22 protein-coding genes are annotated in these 26,649 nt (G+C 39.3%); 12 read left to right on the top strand and 10 right to left on the bottom strand.

The window, feature by feature from the left end; translation table 11 throughout:
- Nucleotides 1-302 precede the first annotated feature (302 nt).
- Together ACFE6N_RS00765 and ACFE6N_RS00760 are read right to left on the bottom strand one after the other, a co-directional pair.
- The gene (locus ACFE6N_RS00765) at nt 303-1,604 is read right to left on the bottom strand and encodes an amidohydrolase family protein (RefSeq protein WP_378932787.1); all 1,302 of its coding nucleotides are present in this window, start codon (nt 1,602-1,604) and stop codon (nt 303-305) included.
- A gap of 1 nt (nt 1,605) precedes the next feature.
- On the bottom strand, nt 1,606-4,626 hold the full coding sequence (locus ACFE6N_RS00760; protein WP_378932784.1) for an amidohydrolase family protein: 3,021 nt from the start codon (nt 4,624-4,626) through the stop codon (nt 1,606-1,608).
- Nucleotides 4,627-4,737: 111 nt separating this feature from the next.
- Here ACFE6N_RS00760 and ACFE6N_RS00755 point away from each other — a divergent pair, with 111 nt between their 5' ends.
- The 9 genes from ACFE6N_RS00755 to ACFE6N_RS00715 all read left to right on the top strand — a co-directional run bounded on the left by ACFE6N_RS00755 (nt 4,738) and on the right by ACFE6N_RS00715 (nt 13,165).
- Complete coding sequence (locus ACFE6N_RS00755; protein ID WP_378932781.1) at nt 4,738-5,181, top strand: cytochrome B; 444 nt, start codon at nt 4,738-4,740, stop codon at nt 5,179-5,181.
- A gap of 684 nt (nt 5,182-5,865) precedes the next feature.
- Nucleotides 5,866-7,263 carry an anthranilate synthase component I family protein gene (locus ACFE6N_RS00750; protein ID WP_378932778.1) on the top strand — a complete coding sequence of 466 codons (1,398 nt, stop codon included), beginning with the start codon at nt 5,866-5,868 and terminating at the stop codon, nt 7,261-7,263.
- Nucleotides 7,264-7,301: 38 nt separating this feature from the next.
- Nucleotides 7,302-7,916, top strand: coding sequence for an anthranilate synthase component II (locus tag ACFE6N_RS00745; protein WP_378932776.1), 615 nt, complete (start codon nt 7,302-7,304; stop codon nt 7,914-7,916).
- A 210-nt stretch (nt 7,917-8,126) separates the two neighbouring features.
- Nucleotides 8,127-8,909, top strand: coding sequence for an indole-3-glycerol phosphate synthase TrpC (gene trpC, locus ACFE6N_RS00740; RefSeq protein ID WP_378932774.1), 783 nt, complete (start codon nt 8,127-8,129; stop codon nt 8,907-8,909).
- 90 nt (nt 8,910-8,999) lie between these two features.
- Nucleotides 9,000-10,190, top strand: a complete 1,191-nt coding sequence (hflX, locus tag ACFE6N_RS00735) for a GTPase HflX (protein ID WP_090984648.1) — start codon at nt 9,000-9,002, stop codon at nt 10,188-10,190.
- A gap of 387 nt (nt 10,191-10,577) precedes the next feature.
- Nucleotides 10,578-10,955 (top strand): 30S ribosome-binding factor RbfA, encoded by a 378-nt coding sequence (rbfA, locus tag ACFE6N_RS00730; protein WP_090984644.1) that lies wholly within the window; start codon nt 10,578-10,580, stop codon nt 10,953-10,955.
- 5 nt (nt 10,956-10,960) lie between these two features.
- Nucleotides 10,961-11,590 (top strand): hemolysin III family protein, encoded by a 630-nt coding sequence (locus ACFE6N_RS00725; protein WP_159435248.1) that lies wholly within the window; start codon nt 10,961-10,963, stop codon nt 11,588-11,590.
- Between the two features lie 6 nt (nt 11,591-11,596).
- A complete protein-coding gene (locus ACFE6N_RS00720; protein ID WP_378932770.1) occupies nt 11,597-12,283 on the top strand; it encodes a peptidoglycan DD-metalloendopeptidase family protein in 687 nt (228 codons plus the stop codon).
- A 228-nt stretch (nt 12,284-12,511) separates the two neighbouring features.
- Nucleotides 12,512-13,165 carry a TonB family protein gene (locus ACFE6N_RS00715; RefSeq protein WP_378932767.1) on the top strand — a complete coding sequence of 218 codons (654 nt, stop codon included), beginning with the start codon at nt 12,512-12,514 and terminating at the stop codon, nt 13,163-13,165.
- Nucleotides 13,166-13,542: 377 nt separating this feature from the next.
- On the opposite strand, the gene ACFE6N_RS00710 is transcribed toward ACFE6N_RS00715, so the two are convergent.
- Nucleotides 13,543-14,415: a diacylglycerol/lipid kinase family protein gene (locus ACFE6N_RS00710; RefSeq protein ID WP_378932764.1), complete on the bottom strand. Its 873-nt coding sequence runs from the start codon at nt 14,413-14,415 to the stop codon at nt 13,543-13,545.
- A 57-nt stretch (nt 14,416-14,472) separates the two neighbouring features.
- Between ACFE6N_RS00710 and ACFE6N_RS00705 the strand changes: the two genes are divergently transcribed.
- A complete protein-coding gene (locus tag ACFE6N_RS00705) occupies nt 14,473-15,447 on the top strand; it encodes an App1 family protein (protein ID WP_378932762.1) in 975 nt (324 codons plus the stop codon).
- Between the two features lie 353 nt (nt 15,448-15,800).
- Here ACFE6N_RS00705 and ACFE6N_RS00700 read toward each other — a convergent pair whose 3' ends face one another.
- Nucleotides 15,801-16,169, bottom strand: coding sequence for a YccF domain-containing protein (locus ACFE6N_RS00700; protein ID WP_378932760.1), 369 nt, complete (start codon nt 16,167-16,169; stop codon nt 15,801-15,803).
- Nucleotides 16,170-16,466: 297 nt separating this feature from the next.
- On the opposite strand from ACFE6N_RS00700, the gene ACFE6N_RS00695 reads away from it, so the two are divergent.
- The gene (locus tag ACFE6N_RS00695; protein ID WP_378932757.1) at nt 16,467-16,625 is read left to right on the top strand and encodes a hypothetical protein; all 159 of its coding nucleotides are present in this window, start codon (nt 16,467-16,469) and stop codon (nt 16,623-16,625) included.
- A gap of 63 nt (nt 16,626-16,688) precedes the next feature.
- Here ACFE6N_RS00695 and ACFE6N_RS00690 read toward each other — a convergent pair whose 3' ends face one another.
- Nucleotides 16,689-17,888, bottom strand: a complete 1,200-nt coding sequence (locus ACFE6N_RS00690) for a DUF1501 domain-containing protein (protein WP_378932755.1) — start codon at nt 17,886-17,888, stop codon at nt 16,689-16,691.
- Between the two features lie 92 nt (nt 17,889-17,980).
- Nucleotides 17,981-19,423 (bottom strand): DUF1800 family protein, encoded by a 1,443-nt coding sequence (locus ACFE6N_RS00685; protein ID WP_378932753.1) that lies wholly within the window; start codon nt 19,421-19,423, stop codon nt 17,981-17,983.
- Between the two features lie 73 nt (nt 19,424-19,496).
- Here ACFE6N_RS00685 and aat point away from each other — a divergent pair, with 73 nt between their 5' ends.
- On the top strand, nt 19,497-20,129 hold the full coding sequence (aat, locus tag ACFE6N_RS00680; protein ID WP_378932751.1) for a leucyl/phenylalanyl-tRNA--protein transferase: 633 nt from the start codon (nt 19,497-19,499) through the stop codon (nt 20,127-20,129).
- A 261-nt stretch (nt 20,130-20,390) separates the two neighbouring features.
- Here aat and ACFE6N_RS00675 read toward each other — a convergent pair whose 3' ends face one another.
- The 4 genes from ACFE6N_RS00675 to ACFE6N_RS00660 all read right to left on the bottom strand — a co-directional run bounded on the left by ACFE6N_RS00675 (nt 20,391) and on the right by ACFE6N_RS00660 (nt 26,646).
- The gene (locus tag ACFE6N_RS00675) at nt 20,391-21,173 is read right to left on the bottom strand and encodes a DUF1080 domain-containing protein (RefSeq protein ID WP_293742786.1); all 783 of its coding nucleotides are present in this window, start codon (nt 21,171-21,173) and stop codon (nt 20,391-20,393) included.
- 65 nt (nt 21,174-21,238) lie between these two features.
- Nucleotides 21,239-21,556, bottom strand: a complete 318-nt coding sequence (locus tag ACFE6N_RS00670) for a DUF2892 domain-containing protein (RefSeq protein WP_090984618.1) — start codon at nt 21,554-21,556, stop codon at nt 21,239-21,241.
- Nucleotides 21,557-21,842: 286 nt separating this feature from the next.
- Nucleotides 21,843-24,734: a DEAD/DEAH box helicase gene (locus ACFE6N_RS00665; protein ID WP_378932749.1), complete on the bottom strand. Its 2,892-nt coding sequence runs from the start codon at nt 24,732-24,734 to the stop codon at nt 21,843-21,845.
- Nucleotides 24,735-25,245: 511 nt separating this feature from the next.
- On the bottom strand, nt 25,246-26,646 hold the full coding sequence (locus tag ACFE6N_RS00660; protein ID WP_378932747.1) for an efflux transporter outer membrane subunit: 1,401 nt from the start codon (nt 26,644-26,646) through the stop codon (nt 25,246-25,248).
- Between the last annotated feature and the right edge of the window lie 3 nt (nt 26,647-26,649).

Here is a 26,649-nt window from a genome sequence, read left to right as displayed (position 1 = left end):
TTTAGTTTTTTGGCTTATTGTTAAGCTAATGTTAATGACGTTATGTTTTTTAGGGACGAGAATTGAGGTTGTTAAGTATAGATTGGTGTGAAAATAATCCAGAAAAATGCTGTATCATAAATATGGAATTTCAATCCTGAGCTTGTCGAACGACCTTTGTTTAACTGCTTTTAAGGCGTTTCGAAAAGCTCAACGTGACAAACAAATTCGATTTAAATACCGCCTAGGATACAGCCTCTTCTAATTTTAAGCTTAACAGTCGATCAACGATTTAAACAATTAACCAGTTAACCACCTGAAATCTATTTCTTTTCTGCACTATATTTTTCACTGAACTTCTTATCCAATTGTTTGTGCAGGTTATCCAGGTTAATATCCCTGCCCTGAATAAATGCCTGTTCAACTTTGTTGGTACGCATATCCAATGCATCGCCAGCAGAAATAAAGAACGTAGCGTCTTTGCCAGACTCGATACTGCCGGAAGTTTTATCTACACCCATGGCTTTTGCTGCATTTAAGGTAATGGTCGATAAAGCTTTTTCTTTGTCTAAACCCCAGGCTGCAACGGTACCCGCCATAAAAGGGAGATTGCGCTGTTGCCAATAACCATCAATACTCAATACCACATTTAAGCCAGAGTTGGCCAGTATTGCAGCATTTTTGTAAGGCATGTTTACATCATCATCATTGTTGTTTGGTAAGGCATGTGGTTGTTTAACCACCAGCGTAATGTTGTTGTCTTTTAAGAAATCAGTAATCAGGTAAGCCTCGTCGGCTCCGGTAATTACCGGGCTAATACCGAACCTTTTGGCAAAATTAACTGCTGCAACAATATCTTTCTGGCTTTCGGCTGCGATAAACAACTTTTCATCTCCTTTAAATACCTTTTTCATCGCCTCGAAACGGGTATTAATAACCTCTGGTTTGCCCATTTCAGAATAAGCTTTAGCTTCCGCAAAAAATGAAGTTAACTGCGCAATGGCAGCCTGTGTTCTCTCGGCTAAAACTTCTGGCGACTGTTGCGGACGACCCAAGCCATTTCTAAAACGCGGTGTAACCGGCCAGGTCATGAGCATGGCATCGTCAGTTTTAAGTACTGCATCTTCCCAGTTCCAGGCATCAAGCTGAACAACAGACGAACTGCCCGAAACTGTTCCACCCTGTGGTGTTGGCTGCGCCATTAAAATTCCATTGCTGCGTAAAGTTGCCGGAACTTTCGAATCGGTATTATAAGCCACTATAGAACGGATGTGCGAATTAAAATCGCCAATTTCCTGAAAATCAAGCGTTGCTTTTACAGCTTCGATTTCTGTCAATCCTAAATTGGTGGTAGCTGCGATAAAGCCCGGATAAATATGTTTTCCTGTGGCTATAATACGCGTTACATTGTCCAGTGGTACTTGTCCATTGGCAGTTACAGAAATAATTTTCCCATTTCCAAAAAGGATGGTGCCATTTTCGATCACCGTACCATTACCCACATGCACGGTTGCACCGGTAATGGCAATGGTTTTACTTTGTTTTTGAGCTGGCGAAATGTTGGCTTGTGCAAAACCCATCAGGCTTGTTGCGGATAAAGCCAGGCTTATTAAATATGTTTTCATGTTAGTGTGCATGTTCTTTCTCAGTTAATTCTGCTGAATAATTTTCTAAAGTTTCGCAATTGTAAAGGCGTGGTGCATCACCCAAGGGGCGCTGTGTACGGCCACCTTTACTTTTACTATCTAACATTTTCTGGATCAGGCGGGCTTTCTCAAGCTGCATGGCTTTAATAGCCTGAGCATCTTTCTCCATATCCCAATAAGCAATTCCATCTACAAAGGTTTTTTCTGCCTTGGCATAAATGGAAAGCGGATTGGCGGTCCAGATGACTACATCGGCATCTTTACCTGCTTTTAAACTGCCCACTTTATCATCAATGTGCAGTATTTTTGCCGGGTTTAAGGTTACAAATTTAAAAGCTTCTTCTTCAGGTACATTTCCATATAATACTGATTTACCCGCTTCCTGATTTAAGTGACGGGCCATTTCAGCATCATCCGAATTAAAAGCTGTTGTAACGCCCACATTATGCATAATTTTTCCGTTGTAAGGAATAGCTTCGGCCACTTCATTTTTATAAGCCCACCAGTCAGAGAAGGTTGAGCCGGCAATACCATGTGCTTTCATCTTATCGGCCACTTTGTAACCTTCCAAAATGTGTGTAAAAGTGTTGATTTTAAAGCCTAAACTATCTGCAACGTGAATGAGCATGTTGATTTCGCTCTGTACGTAAGAGTGACAGGTAATGAAACGCTTGTTGTTTAAAATTTCTACAACCGCATCCAGTTCCAAATCGCGTCGTACGTTGTTGCCTTTCACCGCGAGGGCTTTGGCATATTCTTTTGCGCGGGTAAACTCATCAACAAAGGTTTGCTCAACACCCATGCGCGTAACGGGAAAACGGGCACCGGTACCGAAATTGCTTTGTTTAACGTTTTCACCTAATGCAAATTTGATAAAGCCATCCGCACCTGCAAATTTTAGTTCTTCCGGAGATTTACCCCAGCGTAATTTAATTAACTGTGATTGTCCACCAATGGGATTAGCTGAACCGTGCAGAATTTGTGAAGTTGTTACCCCTCCGGCCAATTGGCGGTAAATGTTTATATCTTCAGAGTTGATGATGTCTGCAACACGTACTTCGGCAGAAACTGATTGTGCACCTTCATTTATCCCCCCGGAGCCTGCAATATGTGAATGCTCGTCAATAATACCTGCGGTAACGTGTTTACCGGTAGCATCAATTATTTTAGCACCGCTTGCCGAAAGGTTTTTGCCCACAGCTTTAATCTTCCCATTTTCTAAGAGTACATCCGCATTTTGAAGGATGCCGTCTCTTTCGTTTGTCCAGACGGTACCGTTTTTAATCAGTACGGCTTCCTGTTTAGGCAATTCCGTATTTCCAAAAGCAGAGAAAGGATAAATTACAGGTCCTATGGCTAAAGCCGCTTTAGGCTCATCTTTTTTAGCTGTTTCTTTAGCTGCTTCTTTATAAGTAGCGGTAAATTTTCCGATAGTACCATCAGCTAATGCCGATTCGCCTTTTAAGGTAACCGGGTTGGCTGAAGTGATGTAACCGCTTAAACGGATATCGCCTTTAGGATTTTTCTTTAAGTTGAAATTGATGTTTACCCAATCGCCGTTCCTGGTGAAGGTAGCGGTCGTTTTGATGCTATCTACACCAACCCTTTCAATTGCTCCGGCAGAGCCACCACCTGCGCCGGTTATTTTTAAGGTTAAAGCACCAACACCATCAACATTTAAATTATAAGTGCCGCGCAAATCGCTCACATCCATCTTATTTACGATGAAACGTTTGCCCTGTACCCAGTTTTCGAAAATAATATTTCCGTTTTTGAACAAGTTATCGGATGAGATCAAAAAGTTGGCTACTTTTCCTTTTTCTAAAGAACCTACTTTATCGCTTATGCCTAAAAGCGAGGCAGGTATTTCTGTGATTGATTGTAAAGCTTGTTTTTCAGTCAGGCCATTTTCTATCGCGGTGCGGAGATTTGCCCAGAAATCGCGGCTGTTTTCTAAACCAAATGACGTGATGGCAAATCTAATTCCCGCTTTCTCCAGAGCTGCAGGATTGGTTGGCGCCAGTTCCCAGCCTTTCATTTGTGATAAAGTTATATTTCTGGCTTCTGCAGGATCTTCCACATCGTAAGCTTTAGGGAAAGTTAGAGGGATAATTAAACTTGCGCCGGTAGCTTTAACTTCATTAATGCGCTGGTATTCATCGCCGGAAGATTTAATAATGTATTTCTTGCCAAATTCTTTACCTATTTTATCCGCACGCAGGATGTTTTGCCATCCATCTACTTCAAAAATCTGTGGAATATTTTGTTGCCTGGCAAATTCATCCAACGAGATATTATATTCATCTTTTTGTTTACTGTACCACTGTGCATCATAATAGGTTTGGCGCAATAATGCAATAGATCCCATTAAGGAGGTCGGGTAATCGTTTGATGAACTTCCTTTGTTGAAGGAATAGTTTGCTGCGGTCTGATCTTTTAAAAATACATTGTTATCAGCACCCTCGTTTAAGGTTACCGCCGCAGAAATACCACGTGCAATGCCATCGCGGTTAATTACATTTACACTCCCAAAACCGACTTTCCGCAATTCATCTGCCTTTTTACTATCAGTTGAAAAAATATTTTTTACATAGGTTTCAGGCCTGATCGCTTCATTCCAGCCATAAGCACCTTTTTTCGTTGAGACAAAGATAGATTGACGCTGACCACCAAAACCGCGTTGTTGCGCAGAAACTTCAGTAAGTCCATAGTTGCTAAAGGCGTCAACCATTGATGGGTAAATGAATTTTCCCTTTAAATCGATCACCACATAACCTTTTGGCACGGCCAAGGCGGTCCCGACAGCCTGAATGGTTGAGCCTTTAATTAAAAGGGTTGCATTTGTTAAGGTTTGGTTGGCATTTACTACTATCGTTGCATTGGTGAAGGCAAACATTCCGGGTCTGGTATCATAAGAGCCATTAACAGGGAAGGAGGTTTGCTGTGCAAACAGGTAGGTAGCAGAAAATACCAGCCCAAGGGCAAGTAAAATTTTCTTCATAGTAAGTTTAGGTTTTAATTGCTTAAAACTAATATAAATAAGCGTTCATTTAATAGAATATCCTATTTTTTACAATTAATTCCTACTTTTGATTAAACATATTTTAGAAAAATGTACAATATCTTAAAATCTGCGCACTCCGGATGGCGCTACATCGTATTGATTTTATTGGTTATCGCGGTAGTAAATGCATTATCGGGCTGGTTTGGAAATAAAACATACACAGAAGGTAACCGCAAACTGAATGTATTTGCGCTAATTAGTGCACATATCCAATTTTTGATAGGTTTGGTATTATTCTTTCTAAGTCCGCTAACCAAATTGCCAATGAGCGATACCATTGGCCGCTATTTTAAAGCTGAGCACACCTCAATGATGCTTATAGCAATCATTTTAATTACAGTAGGTAATGCGAGGTCGAAAAAAGTAACCGATGCCGTAGCTAAGCACCGAACCATTGCTATTTTCTTCGGATTGGCATTAGTTCTAATTGTAGTAGCTATTTTATTAATGGTTAAGGCAGTTCCGGGAAGATCGTTTTTTGGAATTTCTTAATTGAAAATATCCTGTAATTGATATGAAATCCCGTTTTAAAAGAGCGGGATTTTTTTTGTTGTAAGCTGTCATGCTGAATGCAATGAAGCATCTGAAAGCGAAGAACTACAGGTCATTGAATGCCGCCTTATGTAAAAGATTCGTCGCTGCGCTACCATTGACAGACTCCAATAGAATGGTCGTCCTCTCGACCGGAGCAACGCGAAGTGGAGAGATCTATTTAGTTAGATTTCTCAACTGCGTTGCACTCCGCTCGAAATGACGGTAACATGAGGGATTATCCCTCAGGATGACAGATCATGTTAATTTCTCGCTGCTTTGCGTTTACCTTCGCGTTCGTTTCGGTTAAATAGAAATCTAATATAAAGACCGTTCTTTACAATCGGGGTGACAAGGGGATTGGGACTCATAACTTCTAACTAAACTTATTTTCATAAATATTTTGCTTTTTCAAAATTCTTTATATTTTTGTGGCTCATGATCAACAATATACATACCTGGCTTTGGCAAAGTAATTCGAAAACGGATTGCGCTGGCTGCGTATGAAAGAAATATAGTTTATCAACCTAAACCTTATTAAAGAACCATTAAAGCCCGGCGTAGAACCACACGCCGGGCTTTTTATTGTTAAAAATAATTTAAACGTTATTGCGATGCACGAAGCAATAGCAACATAGTAAAATCATGTATAAAATAAATACGACCTACAAAAAACTACTTGCCGATACCACCACGCCGGTAAGCATTTACCTGCGCTTGCGCGATGTTTATCCAAACAGCATTTTACTGGAAAGTTCAGATTACCACAGTCGTGAAAATTCCATGAGTTTTGTTTGCGCCGATCCGGTTGCAGGGATCATTTTAAAAGGTTCTAGACTGGAAACCTATTTTCCTGATGGTACGGTTGAGATTACCGAGAGCAAAAATCTGATCGATGAAATTGCTGATTTTAAGGGTAAGTTTAAGGAAACTGAACTGCCCGAAATCAAATTCATCTCAAGCGGCCTGTTTGGCTATTTTACCTGGAATGCCGTGCAGCATTTTGAAGATATCAAGTTCACTTCCGAAACACCCGAAGGAGAAGAAATTCCGGAAATGCAATACCACTTGTATCGTTACATCATTGCCATTGATCACTTTAAGAACGAAATTACGCTTTTCAAAAATACTTTCGATGGAGAAGAAGAGGGTGGATTGGAAAAAATGGAATACCTGATCCAGAATAAAAATTATCCTGAATACAAGTTCCAGCTTCGTGGTGAGGAAAGTTCAAATCTAACTGATCAGGGTTTTATGGATCTGGTAGAAAAACTACAGAAGCATATTTATCGTGGTGATGTTTTTCAGATTGTGCCTTCAAGGGCATTTAAACAAGCTTTTACCGGAGATGAATTTAATGTATACCGTTGTCTGCGTTCGATCAATCCATCACCTTATCTGTTTTATTTCGATTACGGTAATTTTAAATTGTTTGGTTCCTCACCAGAGGCACAGATTACGATTAAAAACAATTCGGCGAATATTTTTCCAATCGCAGGAACGTTTAAAAGAAGTGGAAACGACATTGAAGATGCAGAGCAGGCCAGAAAATTGGAACAAGACCCTAAAGAAAGTGCCGAGCATGTAATGCTGGTTGATCTGGCCAGGAACGACTTAAGCAGGCATTGTAACCGCGTTGAAGTAAAATCTTTTAAGGAAGTGCAGTACTATTCGCACCTGATTCACCTGGTGAGTAAAGTGAGCGGTCATTTGCAGGAAAATGTAAGTGCTTTTAAGGTAGTTGCCGACACTTATCCGGCAGGAACTTTAAGCGGGGCACCAAAGTATAAAGCCATGCAGCTGATTGATGAAAATGAAAAGCTGGGTAGGAACTTTTATGCAGGAGCCATTGGCTTTATGGGTTTTAATGAGGATTTTAACCATGCCATCATGATCAGGACTTTTATGAGCAAAAACAACGAACTGCATTACCGTGCGGGAGCGGGTATTGTAGCCGATTCGGTACCTGAAACCGAAATGCAGGAAGTAAACAATAAAATTGCCGCATTGCGTAAAGCGGTGCAAATGGCAGAGCAGATTTAGTTTGGAGTTTGGAGTAAAATCCAATAGTAAGGAATACAATGGAAAAAAATATAAATAATAATCCCCATTCAGAGGGCAAGGGGGTGGTTCTGGTGATCGATAATTATGACAGTTTTACCTACAACCTCGTGCATTTAATTAACGAAGTTGGTTATGAAGCTGAAGTTTGGAGAAATGATAAATTCGATTTGGCTGATGTAGAGAAATACGATAAAATATTGCTTTCACCAGGCCCGGGTATTCCGGAAGAAGCGGGTTTATTGCTGGATGTAATCAGAACTTACGCGCCGACAAAAAGTATTTTTGGGGTATGTTTAGGGCAACAGGCCATTGCAGAAGCATTTGGTGGTACATTGTACAACTTAGGCAGGCCAATGCACGGTATTGCTACGCCGGTTACTGTTGTAGATGGTGATGAGCCTTTGTTCTGGGAATGTCCGCAAACCATTAACGTTGGACGTTACCATAGCTGGGTAGTGAGTCAGGATAAATTTCCTTCATGTTTAAAAATTACAGCCAGAGATCATAAGAATGAAATTATGGCGTTAAGACATGAAACGCTGGATGTGCGTGGTGTACAGTTTCACCCTGAAAGTGTGCTTACAGAACATGGCAAACAAATGATGGAGAATTGGTTAACCGCTTCGTTCTAGCACTTTTTTCACCCGGTCTTCATGCTGAATTTGCATCAGGGTTTCAATTGATTGAAATGATAAAATTTTAGATGAGGTATATCAACCTTTTTTAAAATTTTGTTACGTTGAGCCTGTCGAAAACGCCGCGCAAGAAGTTATTAAAACTTCTTCAATAAGCCCGGGATGGAAATTACATATTTGATGATGCCCCTCTTAACAGATTGATAGATGAACATACTAGATAAAATCGTAATACGAAAAAAAGAAGAAATTGCTGATGCGAAAGCCTTGGTCTCCATAACGGATTTAGAAAATTCGCCCCATTTTAAGCGGAAATCTTATTCTTTTAAAGACTTTTTATTAGCTGAAGATCGGACGGGTATTATTGCCGAATTTAAGCGCCGATCTCCTTCAAAAGGTTTAATTAATGGCATTGCCGATGTTGGAGAAGTAACGCAGGCATATAATGCTGCCGGGGCATCTGCACTATCGGTATTAACAGATGTAGATTTTTTTGGTGGTAAAACCGATGATATTCTGGCTGCACGCGCTGCAAACAATATTCCGATTTTAAGAAAGGACTTCATGATCGATGAATACCAGATCCTTGAAGCTAAAGCCTGGGGTGCTGATATTATTCTGTTAATTGCTTCGATATTAACACCGCAACAGATCAATGATTTCGGAAAGTTTGCACATAATCTTGGTTTAAATGTGCTTTTAGAAGTGCATAACCTCGAAGAGCTGGAAAGAAGTATTTCGCCTCATTTAGATGCTATTGGGGTAAACAACCGGAACCTGGCTGATTTTACAGTCGATATCCAGACTTCGTTCGATTTAGTAAATAAAATTCCGGATGAATTTTTAAAGATTTCGGAAAGCGCCATTAGTGATCCGCAGACCATAAACGAATTGAAAGCCGCAGGGTTTAACGGATTTTTGATTGGCGAAAATTTTATGAAAACCGATAATCCCGGAGCTTCTATCAAAGAATTTGTGGCGCAGATTTAGCCTTTTATAAACCCCGCAGGTTTTAAAAACCTGCGGGGTTTGAACAAAAAAGATACACGTTCGCAAATTTTGTATCTTTGTATCAATTACATGGGAAAACAAAAATTTTATGATACTGCCGTAGTGCAGGAAAGGGCAATTTTAGTCGGTGTGGTTACGCCTGGCGAGAAGGAAGCCCAAACAAAAGAATATTTAGACGAGCTGGCCTTTTTGGTAGATACAGCCGGTGGGAAGGTGGAGAAAGTTTTTACGCAAAAAATGCTTAAGCCTGATCGTGCTACCTTTGTGGGAACCGGAAAACTGGAAGAGATAAAAGCGTATGTAAAATCAGAAGAAATTGATACTGTAGTATTTGATGATGAATTATCACCATCGCAACTGCGGAATATAGACCGTGAACTGGGTGTTAAGGTATTAGACCGGAGTAATTTAATTCTTGATATTTTTGCCAACAGGGCTCAAACTGCTCAGGCCAAGACTCAGGTAGAACTGGCCCAGTTGCAGTATGTTTTACCTCGCTTAACGGGGATGTGGACGCACTTAGAACGCCAGAAAGGTGGTATCGGGATGCGCGGTCCGGGGGAAACCCAGATTGAAAGTGATAGGCGGATCATTTTAAATAAAATCTCTTTGTTAAAAGAGCGTTTAAGAAATATCGACAGGCAGAATGAAACACAGCGTAAAAACCGTGGTCAGCTGATTCGGGTAGCTTTGGTAGGCTATACCAACGTGGGTAAATCAACCATCATGAATATGTTGTCGAAATCGGAAGTATTCGCAGAAAATAAACTGTTTGCTACTTTGGATACCACTGTACGCAAAGTAGTGATCGAGAATTTACCATTCCTGCTTTCTGATACCGTTGGATTTATCCGCAAATTACCTCACCATTTGGTAGAGTGCTTTAAATCTACTTTGGATGAAGTTAGGGAAGCAGATTTGCTGATCCATGTGGTAGACGTTTCGCATCCAAATTTCGAAGATCAGATCAATACCGTTAATGAAACCTTAAAAGATATTGGTGCAATTGATAAGGATATGATCCTGGTATTTAATAAAATTGACGCTTACGTTTCGCCGGAAGTAGAAGGAGACGACGACGACGGTAAATTAACACTGGAAGAATTTAAAAACAGCTGGATGAGTCATGGCAAAGTACCAGTCCTGTTTATTTCAGCCACTCAGAAAGAGAATATAGAAGAATTTAAAACGTTGTTATACGATAAAATCAGGGCTGCACATGTAGCAAGGTATCCGTATGATAGCAATTTGCTTTATTAGATTAAATTCCGTTGTTAAATAGAGAAATAAGCCATTAGTTTTTAAACCTAAACCACAGATTTGATTATATAATTTCTACTAAGATGCTTCTACGTATTTTTTGAACTTAGAATCGTCACCCTGAATTTATTTCAGGGTCTATTTGCTGGAGAGATGCTGAAATAAATTCAGCATGACGATATGCATAGGATATTATTAATTGAGTCCAGGTGGTGAGGTTTCAAAAGTTTTTTAGAATATTATTGTTAATGCCATTTAATATTAGCAGATGAGTTATGGTCTGATAATTGAACATTGGTTATTGATGATTTTAAAACCTTATCAATCGATATTATCTGGATTGAATCGTCTGGTAATTGATCATTGGTAATTGATAATTATAACATTATGGAAAGTAAACGTCAGCAGAAATTTGCAGGAGTATTACAAGAGGAGTTGGCACAGGTTTTTCAGCGTGAAGGTGCTGCATTTTTGCCTAATACATTGGTAACCATTACCCGCGTAAGGGTTTCGCCTGATTTGGCAGTGGCTAAAGTTTACCTCAGCTTTTTAAATACCAATAATACTACACTTTCAATCAATACGGTGAATTCGCATGCCGGAGAAATCAGGTATAAACTGGGAAGCAGAATCCGCCACCAGGTAAGGGTGGTGCCAGAACTTACTTTCTTTGTGGATGATACCAACGAGTATGTAGAACGCATGGATCATCTTTTTGATAAGATTGCAAAAGAGCCGAGGCAAAAAGACGAGGACAGCGAATAATTTTTGTGAGGAAACTAAGGGAACCCGTTAATTTCTTCACGCACTTTATACCGGCTTTGGTAGCAATCCCGGCCGGATACTTTTTGCTCCAAAAATGCAATACACCAATTGAATATACCGCTGCGTGGATTTACAGCATCGGAACTTTTATTCTTTTTGGTGTTAGTGCCATGTATCATGGTTATCCGGCTACCGATTACGGGATACGTTTCTGGCAAAAGTTTGACCATTGCTGTATTTACCTTATGATTGCCGGCTCTTACAGTCCTACAGCCCTAATGGTTTTTGATGGCTGGCTAAGTTGGGGCTTGTTTGCTGTTGTATGGATTATTGCCATTGCCGGCTGTCTGCTCAAAATTTTTAACCGTTTAAAAAGTACAGCCATATCGTTATCCATCTATATCTTAATGGGCTGCTTAATCGTTCCTTTGCTTCAGAAAATGTTGGGGACTTTGCCCTTAGGGGCCATTTTCTGGTTGCTTTTGGGCGGTATTTTTTATATAGGCGGCACTTATTATTATGCAAAAGATAAGCAATTATCCAGGTGGATGCACAGCCACGAACTTTGGCATCTATTTGTAATTGGTGGTGCATTATCGCATTACATTTATAATTTCGTGTATATCTTTAAATAATTACAGATGCGAACTTTCGGTCAGGTTATTCAATCAAATGCTGCATTAATCCAAAAGGTTGTTGATTTCGATGTAAAAAACGATCGGCTTTTGCCCCTGGATTTTACCGCATCCAATACGGAATTAACAGATGAGGTTTTGAACGATACCAATATGTTTTCCGATTGGGTAAATGAAAAGCTGCTTAAAAATGATGCGCGATACGGAATTGGCGGATACAACGAGCACCGTAGCATTTATTCGCGAAGCGCACATTTTGATACGGAAGAAGAACCCCGCAGATTGCATTTAGGGGTAGATATCTGGGGGATGGCAGGAACACCAGTTTACAATTTTTACGATGCAACCGTTCATAGCTTTGCCAATAACAACAACTTTGGCGATTACGGTGCAACCATCATTCTGACTTATAATATTGCAGGGTATAAATTTAATGCACTTTACGGGCACCTGAATTTAGCTTCTTTAAGTAATCTAAGCGAAGGAATGCAAATAAAAGCAGGTGCAAGATTTGCCGAATTCGGTAATAAGGATGAAAACGGTTGCTGGCCGCCACACCTTCATTTTCAGCTTATCGAAGATATGCACGGATTAGAAGGCGACTATCCGGGTGTATGTAAGTTTAGTGAGCGCAAAAAATACCTAACCAATTGCCCTGATCCGGAGTTTATTTTGAGAACAACTTTTTCTTAGTGTTTAACCACAGAGAAAATAGAGGGGAAGGCACGGAGACCACAGAGAGAGAATTGTTTGCGATGACGTGCTGCGGGGAACATCATATAACAAGAATGCGCTTTAAGATTACCCGCCTGCGTGGGAATGACGACCTTACCTTTAAATTAAAACGCTCATTTTCTCGGTGAAAAACTCGGTGTCTCTCTTTGGTAAAATGCTTTCAGCTTTTTTTAGTAAATTAGTACAATGAAAAAACTGTTCACCATTTGCTTGTTTTTCTCTTGCTCGCTGGCCATAGCCCAGGTTCAGTTTAAATCCGGTAAAAATGGTTTTACAAACTTCTTAACGCAAAATACCATCTATCCACAGTTCTCTAAAGATAATTGTATCCAGGGCACAGTGAACATCAGTTTTAAGCTTGATGCACAGGGGAAAGTTTATTTTTCGAAAGTGAGCAAAGGCATATTATCTGACTTAGACCAAGAAGCACTACGCTTAATTAGAATGAGCAGCGGTAAGTGGCAGGTTCCGGCGGGTTATGATACAACCGTTTCGATCGTGGCTCCGGTTAATTTTAAACTGCAAGGCTACAATTGCGAAGGGAAATCAAATGAAGCGGTTCAAGAAGCCATTCGCAATTATCAGGCTGAAGAGGCACTCACCAATTCAGTAATTAATTTCTATAAGAACATTGATCAGGCCAAACCCGGACAAGAAGTTCAGATTATAGCAATCAAAAATCAGCTGGGTATAGATGATGAATACCTCGACGACCGCGTTCAAATGGGCTTAAAAAAGATAAAACAGGGCGATAAACAAGGCGCCTGTGAAGATTTTCTTTTTGTTAAATACATGGGGAGCAAAAAAGCAGATGCTTATTTAGCAAAGTATTGTAAGTAATGAAGAACACCGGCCGATTTTTTGCTTTTTTGGATCTCATCAGTATTGTTTTGTTAGCCAGACAATTTTGGCAAATTTTAACGCATTTAAATGAAATCCCTGATCAGATCCTTTCACAGGCTAAAGTAATTTTACTATTGCCCTTATTTGTATCATTGTTTATTTCGGCAATCGGATTAATCTTATTTAAGAAATTTGGTTTTATTACCTATTACATTCAATTTCCCTTCCGTTTAATCGTATGGGTATTTTCAATCGGTTTTATCACTTTTTTGCCTGAAATGTTAAGTCTGGACGATAGGTGGTTTGATATTTTATTCCGAATCTGTTTTATTGCCGAATTTTTCAGGTTATATTTTACGATCAAAATTCATCGATCAGTTTTTTAATGCCTCAGGTAAAACCACTGTTATGGCGGCAGGAAGGATTGTTGCTTCGACTGTATTTAACTTTCCAATGTATTCTCCATCTACCTGGAAATGCGCTTTATGTTTAGAGGAAATTTTTACTTCAGCAGTTTGAAACACCTCTATTTTTTTTGGGTTGAAGGGTAATTTAGTGATCCATATCTTTATAATTTCCAGGTAGGAGTAATCTTTAACTAAAACCACTTCAAAAAGATCATCATCTAATTTTCCGTCAGGATTAATCTTTAACCCGGTTCCGTACATGGTAGCATTGGCAATGACCACCATAGCTGCTTTAGAAGTAATGGTTTTATCTTCAAGTTTCAACTGTACATCCATTCGCTTATGGTTCCACAAGGCATGCCATGTAGCTTTTGCGTAGCCCAACATACCACGTTGTGGCAGGGTATCAAATTTCTTTACCAGATAGGCATTAAAGCCCAAATCGGATAAGTGGATGCAAATCTCGTCGTTAAGTTTAACCACGTGGATTTTTTGCAGATGGCCTTCATCCAGAATGTCTAAAGCCTGTTCAATATCAGTAGGTATACCCAATTCTTTTGCCATCCCATTAGCCGAACCCGCAGGAACTATACCTATGGGAGTTTCAGTATGCAATAAACATTCTGCAACCAATTTTAAGGTTCCATCGCCACCAACGGCTACCACACGATCTGCTTTTGCACTTTTGATCTTCTCTTTAATCTTTTCTAAAGAGCAGTCTTCCGGTAGTTCAAAAAGATCAATTACTGTATTTTTTGAATCGAAATGGGTAGAAATTACTTTCTTTAAATTAGTATCATGGCTGCCTGAGCCCGGATTGATGACGAATAATAATTTCATGTGTTACCTAATGGTTTAATCAACAAACAACTTTAAATAAACTCTGTTTTAAAATAGATGAATAAATCTGTTAGTGTAAAAGTATATCACGGTTATGGCCATGCGCACAATCTGGTTGTTTATGGTCATGTTTTTAAACGTAGGGCGAAAACACGTCAGGTTTACAGTAACAATTTGTTTGTGAACATTATCCATCTTTTAAAACTCTTTATCCTGAAACCTTATGCTTTCGTTGAGGTGCGGTTGCAATTTTTGGATCAGACGGTTTACCATAAAACCGAAAGAGATGGTTTTTTTAAGTTTGAATGGGATGCCCGACATGATGTTCCGGCGGGCTGGCACGATGTTAAAGTGGAGGCTGTTGATCAGGATGGATCTGTTTTGAATACCGGAGAGGGCAGGGTATATGTACCACACATTACTCAATACGCTTTTATTTCTGATGTGGATGATACCGTGATGGTTTCTCACTCGGCAACTGTTGGCAGAAGGTTGAGAGAGTTGTTTATCAAGAATCCGCATACCCGTAAAACCTTTTCCGATACAGCCAGTCACTATCAGCAACTCGCCCTTTCACATACGGAGCCAAATCAACCCAACCCTTTTTTTTATGTCAGCAGCAGTGAATGGAACCTTTACGATTATTTGGTCGAAACTTTCAGGTTTAATAAACTGCCTGATGGTGCTTTTCTGTTAAATACAATTAAAAGATGGAAAGATTTAATTAGAACAGGCAAAACCGGCCATGAAGGCAAATTATTACGGGTGATGAGGATTTTGGATACCTTCCCCAATCAAAAGTTCGTGTTCTTTGGCGATAACTCGCAGCAGGACCCGAAAATTTATAGTTCGATAGTAGAAAAATACCCGCAAAACATTGAAGCAGTTTATATTCGAAATATCCGGCCTGAAAAAGAGGTGGAAACCATAGAATTGCTCAAAAAAGTAAAAGACAAAGGAGTGGAAGCTTGTTTATTTAGAGATAGTGAAGAGGCGATAGCGCATTCTAAATTAATAGGATTGATTGTGTAGATGATATGGTCTCTTCTTAAATTTGTATAGCTTAACTTATTACCATGCTGAAAATACCATAGGAACAGTTGCCGTCCTTTTCGACTGGAGCGCAGTCCCGAACGTTCGGGAGAGAAATCTTTCTATGCTTAAAGTCCAAAGATCTCTCCACTACGGTCGAGATGACGATTTTTGGAAGAAAGAAATCGCTCCAATTATCCCATCTCCTCCCTGCAACCCGGCCTCGCAGATTTTTTAGTAAGGATCGGTCGTCATTTCGACTGGAGCGAAGCGGAATGGAGAAATCTATGGAAGAACTTTATATTGCAGATTTCCGCTACGGTCGAAATGATGGATTTATATAGATGATAATATCAGGAAATCGATTTTCCGAAAGGTGTAAAGGCCAGATTCATTAGCTTAAAATGCTGACGACCGAACGGAATGCCCACTATACTAATGCAAAGCAGGACGCCGAAAAACAAATGCGTTAGGGCAATCCAGAAACCACCACAGAAAATCCAGATTAGATTCATGATGGTAGACAGGCAGCCGGTATTTGAGGAGGTATCGGTTATTTTAACCCCAAAAGGTGCGAGGCCTACAATGGCAAATTTAAAGCACTGAATGCCAAAAGGAATCCCAATAATGGTAAGGCAAAGGATTAACCCTCCGATAACATATTCGAAGAAAATAAAGATACCGCCAAAAATAATCCAGATAATATTGCCTAAAAAGTTCATGGTGTTTTTTACGTTAAGATTTAATATCGGATATTTTGTTACAGCTCATTCATATATTCTATTTGGATTCTTTGTAATTTAGAATTACACACAAAGGAAAGACAATATGAAAAAATTGACACTTGCAGCGGCAATAGTCGCAGGCTTTGGCCTATCTAATGCCAAACACAAAATGTTAATGGCGTTAAACTGAGCGAAATTAAAGTAGAATACATCGAAATTCGACCTGTTTATAATGGTGCTGACACTTATATCGCCAGAATAGACTTTGGACAAAAGTTTAAACGTTTAAAAGATTTGAATGTACGAGATGATGATGGTAATGATTTACTTTTTAACTCTCGGGTAGATTGCCTGAATAAATTAAGGAATTATGGCTATGAACTTTTTAGTACCTACACTGATGTGATTGATAATGACAACAATAGGCCGGTATATGTATTAAAAAGGAAGTAAATAATAAAGAAGTCAAGTTTTCATAGCAAGAGTCGGTTATTAAACTTGACTTCTTTGTATACCTTATATAAAATCCAGGGTATTAAATTTCTTATTCAGGATGTCAGCATTATTTACATCCAGCCATTTATCTAAAATAGTACCGTAAACCTGTCTGAAATCCAACTGGTATTTTAAATCTCCGGTGTCTAAATCACTCAGGTTGGGTGCTGGATTGAAAATCCCCTGTTTCTTCAATCTGCCGCCAAAAACGAACATATTATTTGCGGTTCCATGATCGGTACCGTTACTGGCATTTTGCTCTACCCTACGGCCAAATTCAGAGAATGTAATCACCAGGGTATCCTCAAGTTTATTGTTCGATTTTAGATCTTTTAAGAAAGCAGCTATACCCTCGCTGTATTGTTTAAGCAGATTGCCTTGCTGACCAATCTGGTTCACATGTGTATCAAAACCGCTTAACGATACATAATACACCCTTGTTTTTAATCCTGAAGAGATAAATTTTGAAACCGTTTTCAATTGATTGGCAAAGCCTGAATTAGGGTAGGCAAATTTAGACTGATAAACTTTGGAAGTATTTTGTATATAACTGGCTGAAGAAGAGGTTTCGATCATGGTTTTATATAAATAACCTAAGTTATCTTCATCCAAATGTTCTTTATCATTCTGCAACATGGCCTTAAAAAACGGATCGTTGGTATTGCGGAACAAAGCTGCAGGATCTTTTAACGCAATTCCCTTTTTAGTCTGACCTTTCATGGCCAAAGAAAGTGAGTCGTCAACTTCTATCGCGGTATAAGGGAATTTGCAGGTTTGACAATTGCTATCTAAATAGCGGCCAATCCATCCGGTTGATAAAAATTGATTGCTATCACTGCCGGTTTGCCAGATATCCATCGATCTAAAGTGCGAACGGTCGGGATTCGGATAGCCAACGTCATTGATTATCGCCATCCAGCCCTGATCGTAAATTTCTTGCAGGGCAGCCATGTTGGGATTTAGCCCCTGCATATCATTCAGTTTAATTATTGATTCGGGTTTAATGGCAATACTATTTCGCTTTTGATAGTAAATATCATTTCCAAAAGGAATAACTGTATTAAGGCCATCATTTCCGCCAGAAAGCTGTACAACAACCAGATTTTTATAGAGGCTTAATTCATCAAGCGCCATAGCCTCAAGCGGTTTCATAAAAGCAGGAACAAATAGCGAACCTGCTGCAACAAACCCTGTATTTCTTAAAAAATTTCTTCTGTTCATCTTGTTAGTGTTTTTGTTCACTTGTTCTGTTTGATGGTCTGGCTTTTTAGTCAAACGGCTATCAGCCATCAAACCATCAGCCAACATTTAGTCTAGCACAGCTGGTACTCCGGCATGCTGGTAATTTCTACTGCTGTACTTCGCAACCCTTTATTATCACTCACCATGGTGGTGATTTTGGAGTTTAATTTGGGTTGCAATAAAAACTCGGTAAGCTGCAACGGCGTTAATCCTTTTGGTAAAGTGCTTAAAAATTTAGGCCAATCTGCATTTGCATTGACGTATGATTTTGGTTTTGCATTGGCATTTGCGTTAGTGGTTGCCGTGCGGCTCAAAGCAATTACAGCTTCATCTTCAGGATCGGCTTTTCCGCTAAAATCAATTTCCCCATCATTTAGCACAAGCGAAGGAATCCGCATCCTTAACATTAACGATGAACTATCAATCCAGCTTTGTCCGCCAGGCCAGCCCGCAACATTGGGTGGGTTAAATAAATATTGGCCCAAACTGCTTTGTAGCTGTATTAAAACCTGAGGTTTGTTATACGTAACATAAAACTCACGGCTTAAACCAACTAAAAATTCGGCTGGCGATTTAATCTTTGTGCCTACATTTTCCGGGCTATAAAACCAATCGGAAGTAAACATTTTTTTCATCATCGACGCGATATCGTATTTCGAGTTATAAAAATGTGTGGCGAGTTCGTCAACGTGTGTCTCATTTGGATGATCATTAACGAAGAATTTATATACTTTCCAGGCAATAAATTTTGCGGTTTCTGGTTTCTCGAGAATAATATCGATAATGTTTTCGCCCTCAAAATTCCCGATTTTGCCGAAAAACGTTTTTGTGCCGTTATCGTGCTGGTTCTTCCTGAAAATAAACGAACCGTCTTTGTCGTACATCCAGCCGGTAAAGGAACGGGCAGATTCTTTAATGTCCTGTTCTGAATAATTTCCCCTTCCTAAGGTAAAAAGCTCCATCAGCTCCCGGGCGAAATTCTCATTTGGCTTACCCTTTTTATTTTGTTGGTTATTGAGGTATTGCAGCATGGCAGGCGACTTAGATACCTCGACCAATAAGGTTTTAAAGCTGCCTAAGGCATTTGCCCGTTGGATATTGTTTAATTGTTGCGCAAAAAACGGATTGTTACTGCGGCAGGCAAAATGTCCATGCCAAAACAGCGTCATCTTTTCCCTCAGTGGAGCATCAGTATTGATCATTTTGGTAACGAAAGCAATATTCAGGTCGCGGCTCACTTCATTCTGTTCACGGATAATCTGCTGACGCATTTTCTTTTCGTCTTCTGAAAGATCTTTTTTCGCATATAAACCGGCTTGTACCAAAAGTTGTCGTCTTGATTCAAAATCATTTACTAATTGAATCGGATCGTCTTTTTGGGAATCCTTAAGCAAATTGTCTACTACTTTATCTAGTTTTTTTCTGCTTAATTTTTGTAAGTCAGCATAAGAAATGCCAAAGCCTGCCCGGTTGTAAAGATGTTTTACTTTTAAAAAATTATCTTTCGTGTTCATAATGGACCGTTTTACAATATGACTTGTTTAAAACCCAAGGGTTTAATCTTTGTTTTCTTTCTTATTTTTGACCATGCTTTTTCAGTTACTAGATGATCACCCAGGTTTTCCTGATCCGGCTTTGGCAGAGGACGATGGTTTATTGGCCATTGGAGGCGACTTAAGTATGGAACGGTTACTGATTGCCTACTCAAATGGTATATTTCCATGGTTTAGTGAAGGTGAACCGATTCTCTGGTATTCGCCGCACGAACGCTGTGTGATTTACCCCTATAAAATCAAGATCAGTAAAAGCATGAGAAAAATTTTAAACCACGCGGTTTTTAAAATTACTTTTAACCAGGCTTTTGCCCAGGTGATTCAAAACTGCGCCACATCGCCTAGAAAAGGGCAGGATGGCACATGGATTACCAATGAAATGCAAAAAGCTTATATCAGGCTCCACAACCATGGATATGCATACAGCGTAGAGGTTTGGCAGGATGAGAAATTGGTGGGGGGCTTGTATGGTTTAAAGATTAACCGTGTTTTTTGTGGAGAAAGTATGTTCAGCCATGTAAGTAATGCTTCAAAAGCAGCATTAATCTTTTTAAGTAAAATGAATATCGATTTGATCGATTGCCAGTTGCCAAATGATCATTTAATGAGTTTAGGCGCTGAAATGATCAGCAGGGAGTTATACATGGAAATGCTTCAAAGTCGTTAAAGTTATAACAGCTAACGTTAAGGGTATCAATGTATAGTTGTCAGCCAAATTATAAATAAAACAAAACCTGCAAACTTTTGGTCTGCAGGTTTTTTATTGTTGTTTTTTGAAATTATAATTCTCTTACTTGTATCGTCCCCGTTTGCAACGGGGATGTATGAGATACACATTTTTAATGTGACTATAGTTCCTTTAAGCGATACAATCGCAATTCTCGTTGATCCTCGTTATAAACGAGGGCCATATTTCGTTCTGTTGAAATTATAATTCCCTTACCCAAATATTTCTGTAGCTAATGGCAGGGCTCGGATCACCGTGATCTTGTAATTTTATCGAAGCCGGACCATGTTTTTTATACTCAGGAGTACCGATATACCTGGTTGCCCCTTTTAATACAAATCCGTTCTGTAAAAGTACACCATTTAAAAACAAGGTCACACTTGCTGGTTTTAATACGGTTCCGTCTTCGTTAAAACGTGGTGCATTCCAGATGATATCATAATATTGCCATTCGCCAGGTTTTTTGTTGGCATTAGCTAAAGGAATTGCTTGTTTATAAACACTTCCTGTTTGTCCGTTCACATAAGTTTTATTATTATAAACATCCAGAATCTGGATTTCGTAACCATCATCACCGCCACCGGTTGAAGCTAAAAATACGCCGCTATTTCCACGTGCCTGACCTTCTCCAGAAATGTTCTCAGGGATTTTCCATTCCAGATGCAGTTGGTAATCTGTAAATTTTTTATTTGTCTCGATATTTCCTGTCCCTTTTTTAACGGTAAAAAATCCATCATCAATTGTCCATGCTGCTGGCTTAGATGGGTCTTTAACAGAGTGCCATGCATCTAAATTTCTACCATTAAAAAGAATAATAGCATCAGACGGTGCATCCTGTGGCAATTTACCCGGCGTAACAATTTTCGGAACAGGTTCCCAAACCTCCGTTGTTTTCGGATCATTGGCAGGATCTGGTTTCTTATCTTGTGCCATAACTTGCCCTGCAAAAAGTGCCGGGATAAATAATAGTGTGTATTTGTTCATGATTGTGGTTTAACTTGTTAAAGTTAACCAGTTTATTAAGAAATAGAAATTTAGTATTTAAAATTTTACCCTAAATCGTCAACAACATAGGTTTCTGTAATTACTACTTCATCAGGGGCGATATCTTCTTTGCGTTGCTCTGCCAGATCGCGCATGGGGCAATAGCCTGTAATACCACGGTAAAGTAGCCCGGCACCAATGGCTGCGCCAGTTAAGCCAATTACAGGATGTGAGAAAATGCTGGTAATACCCTTGAAAAGAAGATATGTGCCTGCAGCGCCTGATAACCAACGCTCTGATTTTGAAACATTTTCAAATAATTCTGGATATTTCCATGCCTCTTTTACATTGTTTACTGCGGTATTAAAATCTTGATTTGTCATAATGGTAGAATTTATGTTCTACTGTATAACAAGTAAGGAGGGAATGAGTTTGAAAAGAATTTTAAATGTAGGATCACCCTTTAGGATCGTCCTGCTGAACTCGTTTCAACATCTCATTGGTTATTAAGACTTGAAATAAATGACCTTCAGTTTGCTCGCTTAAGGCTCGGTTTACTTCGTACTTTTCGCTGCGATACAGGTCAGAGTGACATATACGGCTGATTTACCTTCAAAATTCAACTTACTCATATGGATTATATTAATCAATGATTGTAAATACTTTCTATTAATTCAAAATATCCCTGATATCCTCTTTGCTCAGCGATTTAAAGAAACTTTCTTCTGTGGTAATCAATGAATTGGCTAAAGATTTTTTGCGGTTCTGTAAAGCCAGGATTTTCTCTTCAACCGTGTCTTTTGCAATAAATTTATAAATGAAAACCTTTTTATCCTGGCCAATACGGTGCGTTCTGTCAATAGCCTGCTGTTCTACCGCCGGATTCCACCATGGATCGAGGATGAAAACATAATCGGCTTGGGTTAGGTTTAGACCAACACCACCAGCTTTGATGGAGATTAAGAAAACCTTCAGGTCCGAATTTTGCTGAAATTCAGAAACGATCTCCCCACGGTTACGGGTTGAGCCATCTAAATAAGCAAAAGGGATATGTTCAGCTTCAAAATGTTTTTTGAAAATATCCAGGTGTTTTACGAATTGTGAAAAAACCAAAACCTTATGCCCCCCCTTAAGTACATTATCCAAAGTATGGATTACATTTTCAAATTTGCCCGAATCGGATATGTACTCACCATCAATCATTACAGGGTGGTTGGCCAACTGGCGCAAAGCCGTTAATCCCTGTAAAAGCTGAACCTGTTTCTGCGCGAAGGTTCCATCATCCATACTTTGCAATAAATCGTTACGGTAGGCCGATTTGGTTTTTTCGTAATAGGCGGCCTGGTCTTCGCTCATGTCGCAGTAAATTACCTGCTCTGTTTTAGGTGGTAATTCTGCCGCTACCTGTTCTTTTGTTCTGCGCAGCACAAAAGGTTTGATAATAGATTGCAGCTTACGCGCTTTTTCTTCGTCTTTTTTCTTTTCTATTGCCTGCACATATTCTTCGTAAAAAAATGCCTGCGTACCCAATAAACCAGGGTTTAGAAAAGTTAATTGAGACCATAAATCACTTACCGAATTTTCTACCGGAGTACCACTCAGAATCAGTTTGTGTTTCGACTTTAAGCTCCTAACCGCCTTGAACGATTTTGAAGCTGGGTTTTTGATATTCTGACTCTCATCCAGAATAATATAATTGAAATAGAAATTTTTCAATTCGTCTATATCTACCCTGGTTACACCATAGGTAGTAATGATAATATCGTAATTTGCAAAATTGGCTACATCTTTATTGCGATTGGTGCCTGTATGCGCCAGTATTTTGAGCTTTGGTGTAAATTTTTTAGCCTCTGTTAACCAGTTATAAATTAAGGAAGTGGGCATGATAATGAGCGAGGTAGTCTGCGTTTCAAGCAATTGATCCTCTTCTTTCACTTTTTGCAGCATGGCCAGTGTTTGGATGGTTTTACCCAATCCCATGTCATCGGCCAAACATCCACCAAAGTTGTATTCGCGTAAAAAGCTGAACCAGTTATAGCCGGCTTTCTGGTAATCGCGCAAACTGCCTTTAAAATTTACCGGCATCTGTGTGTCGGCAATATCTTCAAAGTCTGATAACCTTTGGAGCTTGCGTTCGAGGGTCACATTTGCCAAACTATCTTCTGCCAGGTCATTGATTAAACTAATATGGTGTTTCTTTAATTTAAGCGTTTGTCCGGCTTCTGCAAGACTGAACAAACTGCCGTATTGTGTAAACCATTTGTCAGGAATAATGGCTACCTCTCCATCAGGCAGTAAAAACTCACGTTTTTTATGTAAAATATGCTGTTTTAACGATAGGAAAGGGATCTGGTATTTACCGAACCAAACCACGGCATGGATATCGAACCAGTCATTCCCTTCTTTAACCTCCAGGTCGATTTTACTGGCACCAAGTACAAATTTTTTCTGCCCGGTAGCCTGTTCAATTTCAAAACCCGATGCCTCTAAGATTTCAATATGCTCATTTACCCAGTTTATTGCGGCATAACTCGGGTTTTCTTCAGCAGAAGCTACTTCCAGATTACTGAATAAAGAACTTGTTTTCTTTAGTCCTAATGAGAGAAGTAGGTTAAACTGCTTTTTCTCCCAGTCTGCAGAACGTTTAATGCGGTGGAAAATATAGTTATCAGCCGTTTTTTCTAAACGTACGGTAACTTTATGTGCATTTTCTACCGGAAAAGTATATTCTCCATATTTGAAGTATAGCTGAATCTGAGAAAGACCACCATCAACATATAATACCTTAATCACTGGTATAGCTTCAAATTGTTCGGTCCTGATTTCGAAACCTTCCGCATATACGTGGTGTTTTTCGATCAGGGGTGCAACAAATTTTTCGAAATATGTAGCTTCGGTTGTTTTGGGTATCGCAATAAAGCGTTTGTTTAAAAAGGGCTGTAATTTTTTGCCTTCGATATCCTGGTCGAAAAAGTATAACACATCGTTTAGCAATAACCAGGCAGGTTTATTGCTGATAATCTGCGCTTCTTTAAACATGAATTCGATGCGCAGGTTCTGATATTTGATGGTCGGAAAATAACGGGTTTCTGTTTCGTTCCTCCGGAAATGAAAAAGGATAGATGCAGGCTCGTTGGCAAGTTCGATTTTACGCTCTACAGGCCAGCCATCTTTGTCCATTATATAAAGTTCATTTTTTACCTTTAAGATTTCTAAAACCTCGGCAAGTTTCTTTTCAATTTTAGGACGGACGTTTTCATAAAACTTATCGTCGAAAATTTTGGTAAAGAACTCAGTAGGCCTGATTAATTTTTTATAATATTTTTTAATCAGCGAATCCTGCTCAATATCATCCAAAATCCTGATCAGCTTATAATCAATGTCACTTAAACAGGCATTAAATTCTTCCGCGGTATGTGTGAAAATTCGTTGATAAGTAAAAGAAAAATCTCCCTGTGGATTTAGCTGAACTACATGTGGTTCAATTAAATAGCCCAAATACTCATGTTTGCACAATGAGTACACCACTTTACAGGCTTTAGCGCTATCTACACGTAACATTGATTGGTTTAAAAATTTTTCTAAGCTAAGCGCTTAAAAAAATTTAAACTTACAATATTTTGCGTTTACATCAAAAAAACCGGACCATTTTGGGGATAAAAATATACTGAATTTTAAGCTACATTGAAAAGGGACTGTAATGCAGTAGTTTAATTTTCTGATCCCGCAAAGGAGATATCTTATTTTTTAAGATTCTTCGCTGCGCTACCATTGACAGAATTTACTTGTAAGGTCGTCATTCCCGCGCATGCGGGAATCATAATGCGAACGTTTTAAGATTATTCATCAGTGTTTGCTTTTATATAGCGGCATTCATGAGCACTTCGTGGTTCCCAATCAGGTTGGGAATGACGATTTCTCGATGGACACTATCTACTTAAAATTTACCTGTCATTCATATTGATTTTTATACAATAAATAATCCCTCAGGATGAAAATTACCTCTTTATTTAACCACAAAAAAAGGCATCCTGTAATTCAGAATGCCTTTGATTTACTTTTTAATGATTATTTATTTCCAGCCACCGCCCAATGCACGGTACAGATTTACCACTGATTGCAGTTTTTGTAATCGATCGTTAATCCCATTTAATTGAGCTGTTAATAAACTTTGTTCTGAAGTTAACACATCAGTATAATTTGTTGCCGAGCTGTAGCGTAGTAACTCTTTGGTAAAATCTACTGCTTTTGTTAAAGAGGCAATTTGTTTCGTTCTTGTTTCTTCTTTCTCAGCAGCAGTCTGGTAAGCATACAAGGCATTTGATACTTCCTGGCCACCGGTTAACAGTGTTTGTTGAAAGTTGTAAAAAGCAATCTGCTGATTGGCTTGAGCGGTTTTTAGGCGGGCTTTGTTTGCTCCCCTGGCAAAAATTGGCTGAGTTAAACCGCCCACTAAATTATAAAAGATAGATTTGCTGAAAAAATCCTGTAATTGTAAACTGGATAATCCACCGGCTGCAGTTATGGTTAAAGCAGGGTAAAAGTAGGCCTTAGCAACGTTGGTGTTTTCAAACGCTGATCTAAAACCAAATTCTGCAGCGATCACATCCGGACGGTTTTTTAATAACTGTGCTGAAACACCTGTCTGTAAATTGGCATAAGGGGTCTGCTGATCTAAGGTGGTTCGGTTAATCGCATCCGGTGCTTTTCCTACCAGTACACTTAATGCATTTTCAGCCTCTTTAATGCTCCTTTTTAAATCAGGCAAAGTTACCTGTGCAGCATACAGATTGGCTTCACTTTGCACAACCGCCGCACCATTTACTACTGCGCCTTGTTTCAGCTCTTTCATGGTCTCCACATCCTGAGCTCTCACTTTAATGGTTTGTTCAGTAATGGCCAATTGTTTATCAAGTGCCAATAAAGTATAATAGTTATTGGCAATAGTAGCAATTAACTGTGTTTGTACAGCTCTTTTTGCCGCATCGGTTTGTAACAGAGTTGCATATGCGCCACGTTTTGCACTTGTTAATTTTCCCCATATATCGGCTTCCCAACTGGTGCTCAGCTGTGCCTTATAGGTTTGGGTTTCCAAGTTAATATTTATCCCGGGAGGAAAGTTCAAAGAGGCTTGCGATTGTTTATTATCAGTTACATTTACATCAGCCTGTAAGCTTGGTAGTAATGCCCCACGACTTTGGATCAGGGTAGCCTCGGCAATTTTGATCCGCTCAATGGCCTGTTTCAAGTCTAAATTTTCATTTATGCCTTGTTGGATCAGCGACTGTAAGGTCGTATCCGAAAACAATGTTCGCCATTGCAGGTCGGCCATTGTAGTGGTATCCGTTGTGTTATTATCCCGGTACAAACCCTCGCTTTTTAACTGAGGGCGCTCGTATTTTTTAGTTACGCAAGCACTCAGGGCAACGATGGCTAAACCGATTAAAAGGGAATGTTTATATCTAAAATTCATTTT

It is taken from the genome of Pedobacter sp. BG31 (assembly GCF_042464845.1).
Classification (GTDB): Bacteria; Bacteroidota; Bacteroidia; order Sphingobacteriales; family Sphingobacteriaceae; genus Pedobacter; species Pedobacter suwonensis.
The sequence above is the reverse complement of the archived record's forward strand: the minus strand, read 5'-3'. Positions and strand labels throughout refer to the sequence as shown.

Bases quoted from the DNA above. Each gene is read 5' to 3' on its own strand.
- ACFE6N_RS00765 (WP_378932787.1), bottom strand. From the start codon at position 1,604: ATGAAAACATATTTAATAAGCCTGGCTTTATCCGCAACAAGCCTGATG.
- ACFE6N_RS00760 (WP_378932784.1), bottom strand. From the start codon at position 4,626: ATGAAGAAAATTTTACTTGCCCTTGGGCTGGTATTTTCTGCTACCTAC.
- ACFE6N_RS00755 (WP_378932781.1), top strand. From the start codon at position 4,738: ATGTACAATATCTTAAAATCTGCGCACTCCGGATGGCGCTACATCGTA.
- ACFE6N_RS00750 (WP_378932778.1), top strand. From the start codon at position 5,866: ATGTATAAAATAAATACGACCTACAAAAAACTACTTGCCGATACCACC.
- ACFE6N_RS00745 (WP_378932776.1), top strand. From the start codon at position 7,302: ATGGAAAAAAATATAAATAATAATCCCCATTCAGAGGGCAAGGGGGTG.
- trpC (WP_378932774.1), top strand. From the start codon at position 8,127: ATGAACATACTAGATAAAATCGTAATACGAAAAAAAGAAGAAATTGCT.
- hflX (WP_090984648.1), top strand. From the start codon at position 9,000: ATGGGAAAACAAAAATTTTATGATACTGCCGTAGTGCAGGAAAGGGCA.
- rbfA (WP_090984644.1), top strand. From the start codon at position 10,578: ATGGAAAGTAAACGTCAGCAGAAATTTGCAGGAGTATTACAAGAGGAG.
- ACFE6N_RS00720 (WP_378932770.1), top strand. From the start codon at position 11,597: ATGCGAACTTTCGGTCAGGTTATTCAATCAAATGCTGCATTAATCCAA.
- ACFE6N_RS00715 (WP_378932767.1), top strand. From the start codon at position 12,512: ATGAAAAAACTGTTCACCATTTGCTTGTTTTTCTCTTGCTCGCTGGCC.
- ACFE6N_RS00710 (WP_378932764.1), bottom strand. From the start codon at position 14,415: ATGAAATTATTATTCGTCATCAATCCGGGCTCAGGCAGCCATGATACT.
- ACFE6N_RS00705 (WP_378932762.1), top strand. From the start codon at position 14,473: ATGAATAAATCTGTTAGTGTAAAAGTATATCACGGTTATGGCCATGCG.
- ACFE6N_RS00700 (WP_378932760.1), bottom strand. From the start codon at position 16,169: ATGAACTTTTTAGGCAATATTATCTGGATTATTTTTGGCGGTATCTTT.
- ACFE6N_RS00690 (WP_378932755.1), bottom strand. From the start codon at position 17,888: ATGAACAGAAGAAATTTTTTAAGAAATACAGGGTTTGTTGCAGCAGGT.
- ACFE6N_RS00685 (WP_378932753.1), bottom strand. From the start codon at position 19,423: ATGAACACGAAAGATAATTTTTTAAAAGTAAAACATCTTTACAACCGG.
- aat (WP_378932751.1), top strand. From the start codon at position 19,497: ATGCTTTTTCAGTTACTAGATGATCACCCAGGTTTTCCTGATCCGGCT.
- ACFE6N_RS00675 (WP_293742786.1), bottom strand. From the start codon at position 21,173: ATGAACAAATACACACTATTATTTATCCCGGCACTTTTTGCAGGGCAA.
- ACFE6N_RS00670 (WP_090984618.1), bottom strand. From the start codon at position 21,556: ATGACAAATCAAGATTTTAATACCGCAGTAAACAATGTAAAAGAGGCA.
- ACFE6N_RS00665 (WP_378932749.1), bottom strand. From the start codon at position 24,734: ATGTTACGTGTAGATAGCGCTAAAGCCTGTAAAGTGGTGTACTCATTG.
- ACFE6N_RS00660 (WP_378932747.1), bottom strand. From the start codon at position 26,646: ATGAATTTTAGATATAAACATTCCCTTTTAATCGGTTTAGCCATCGTT.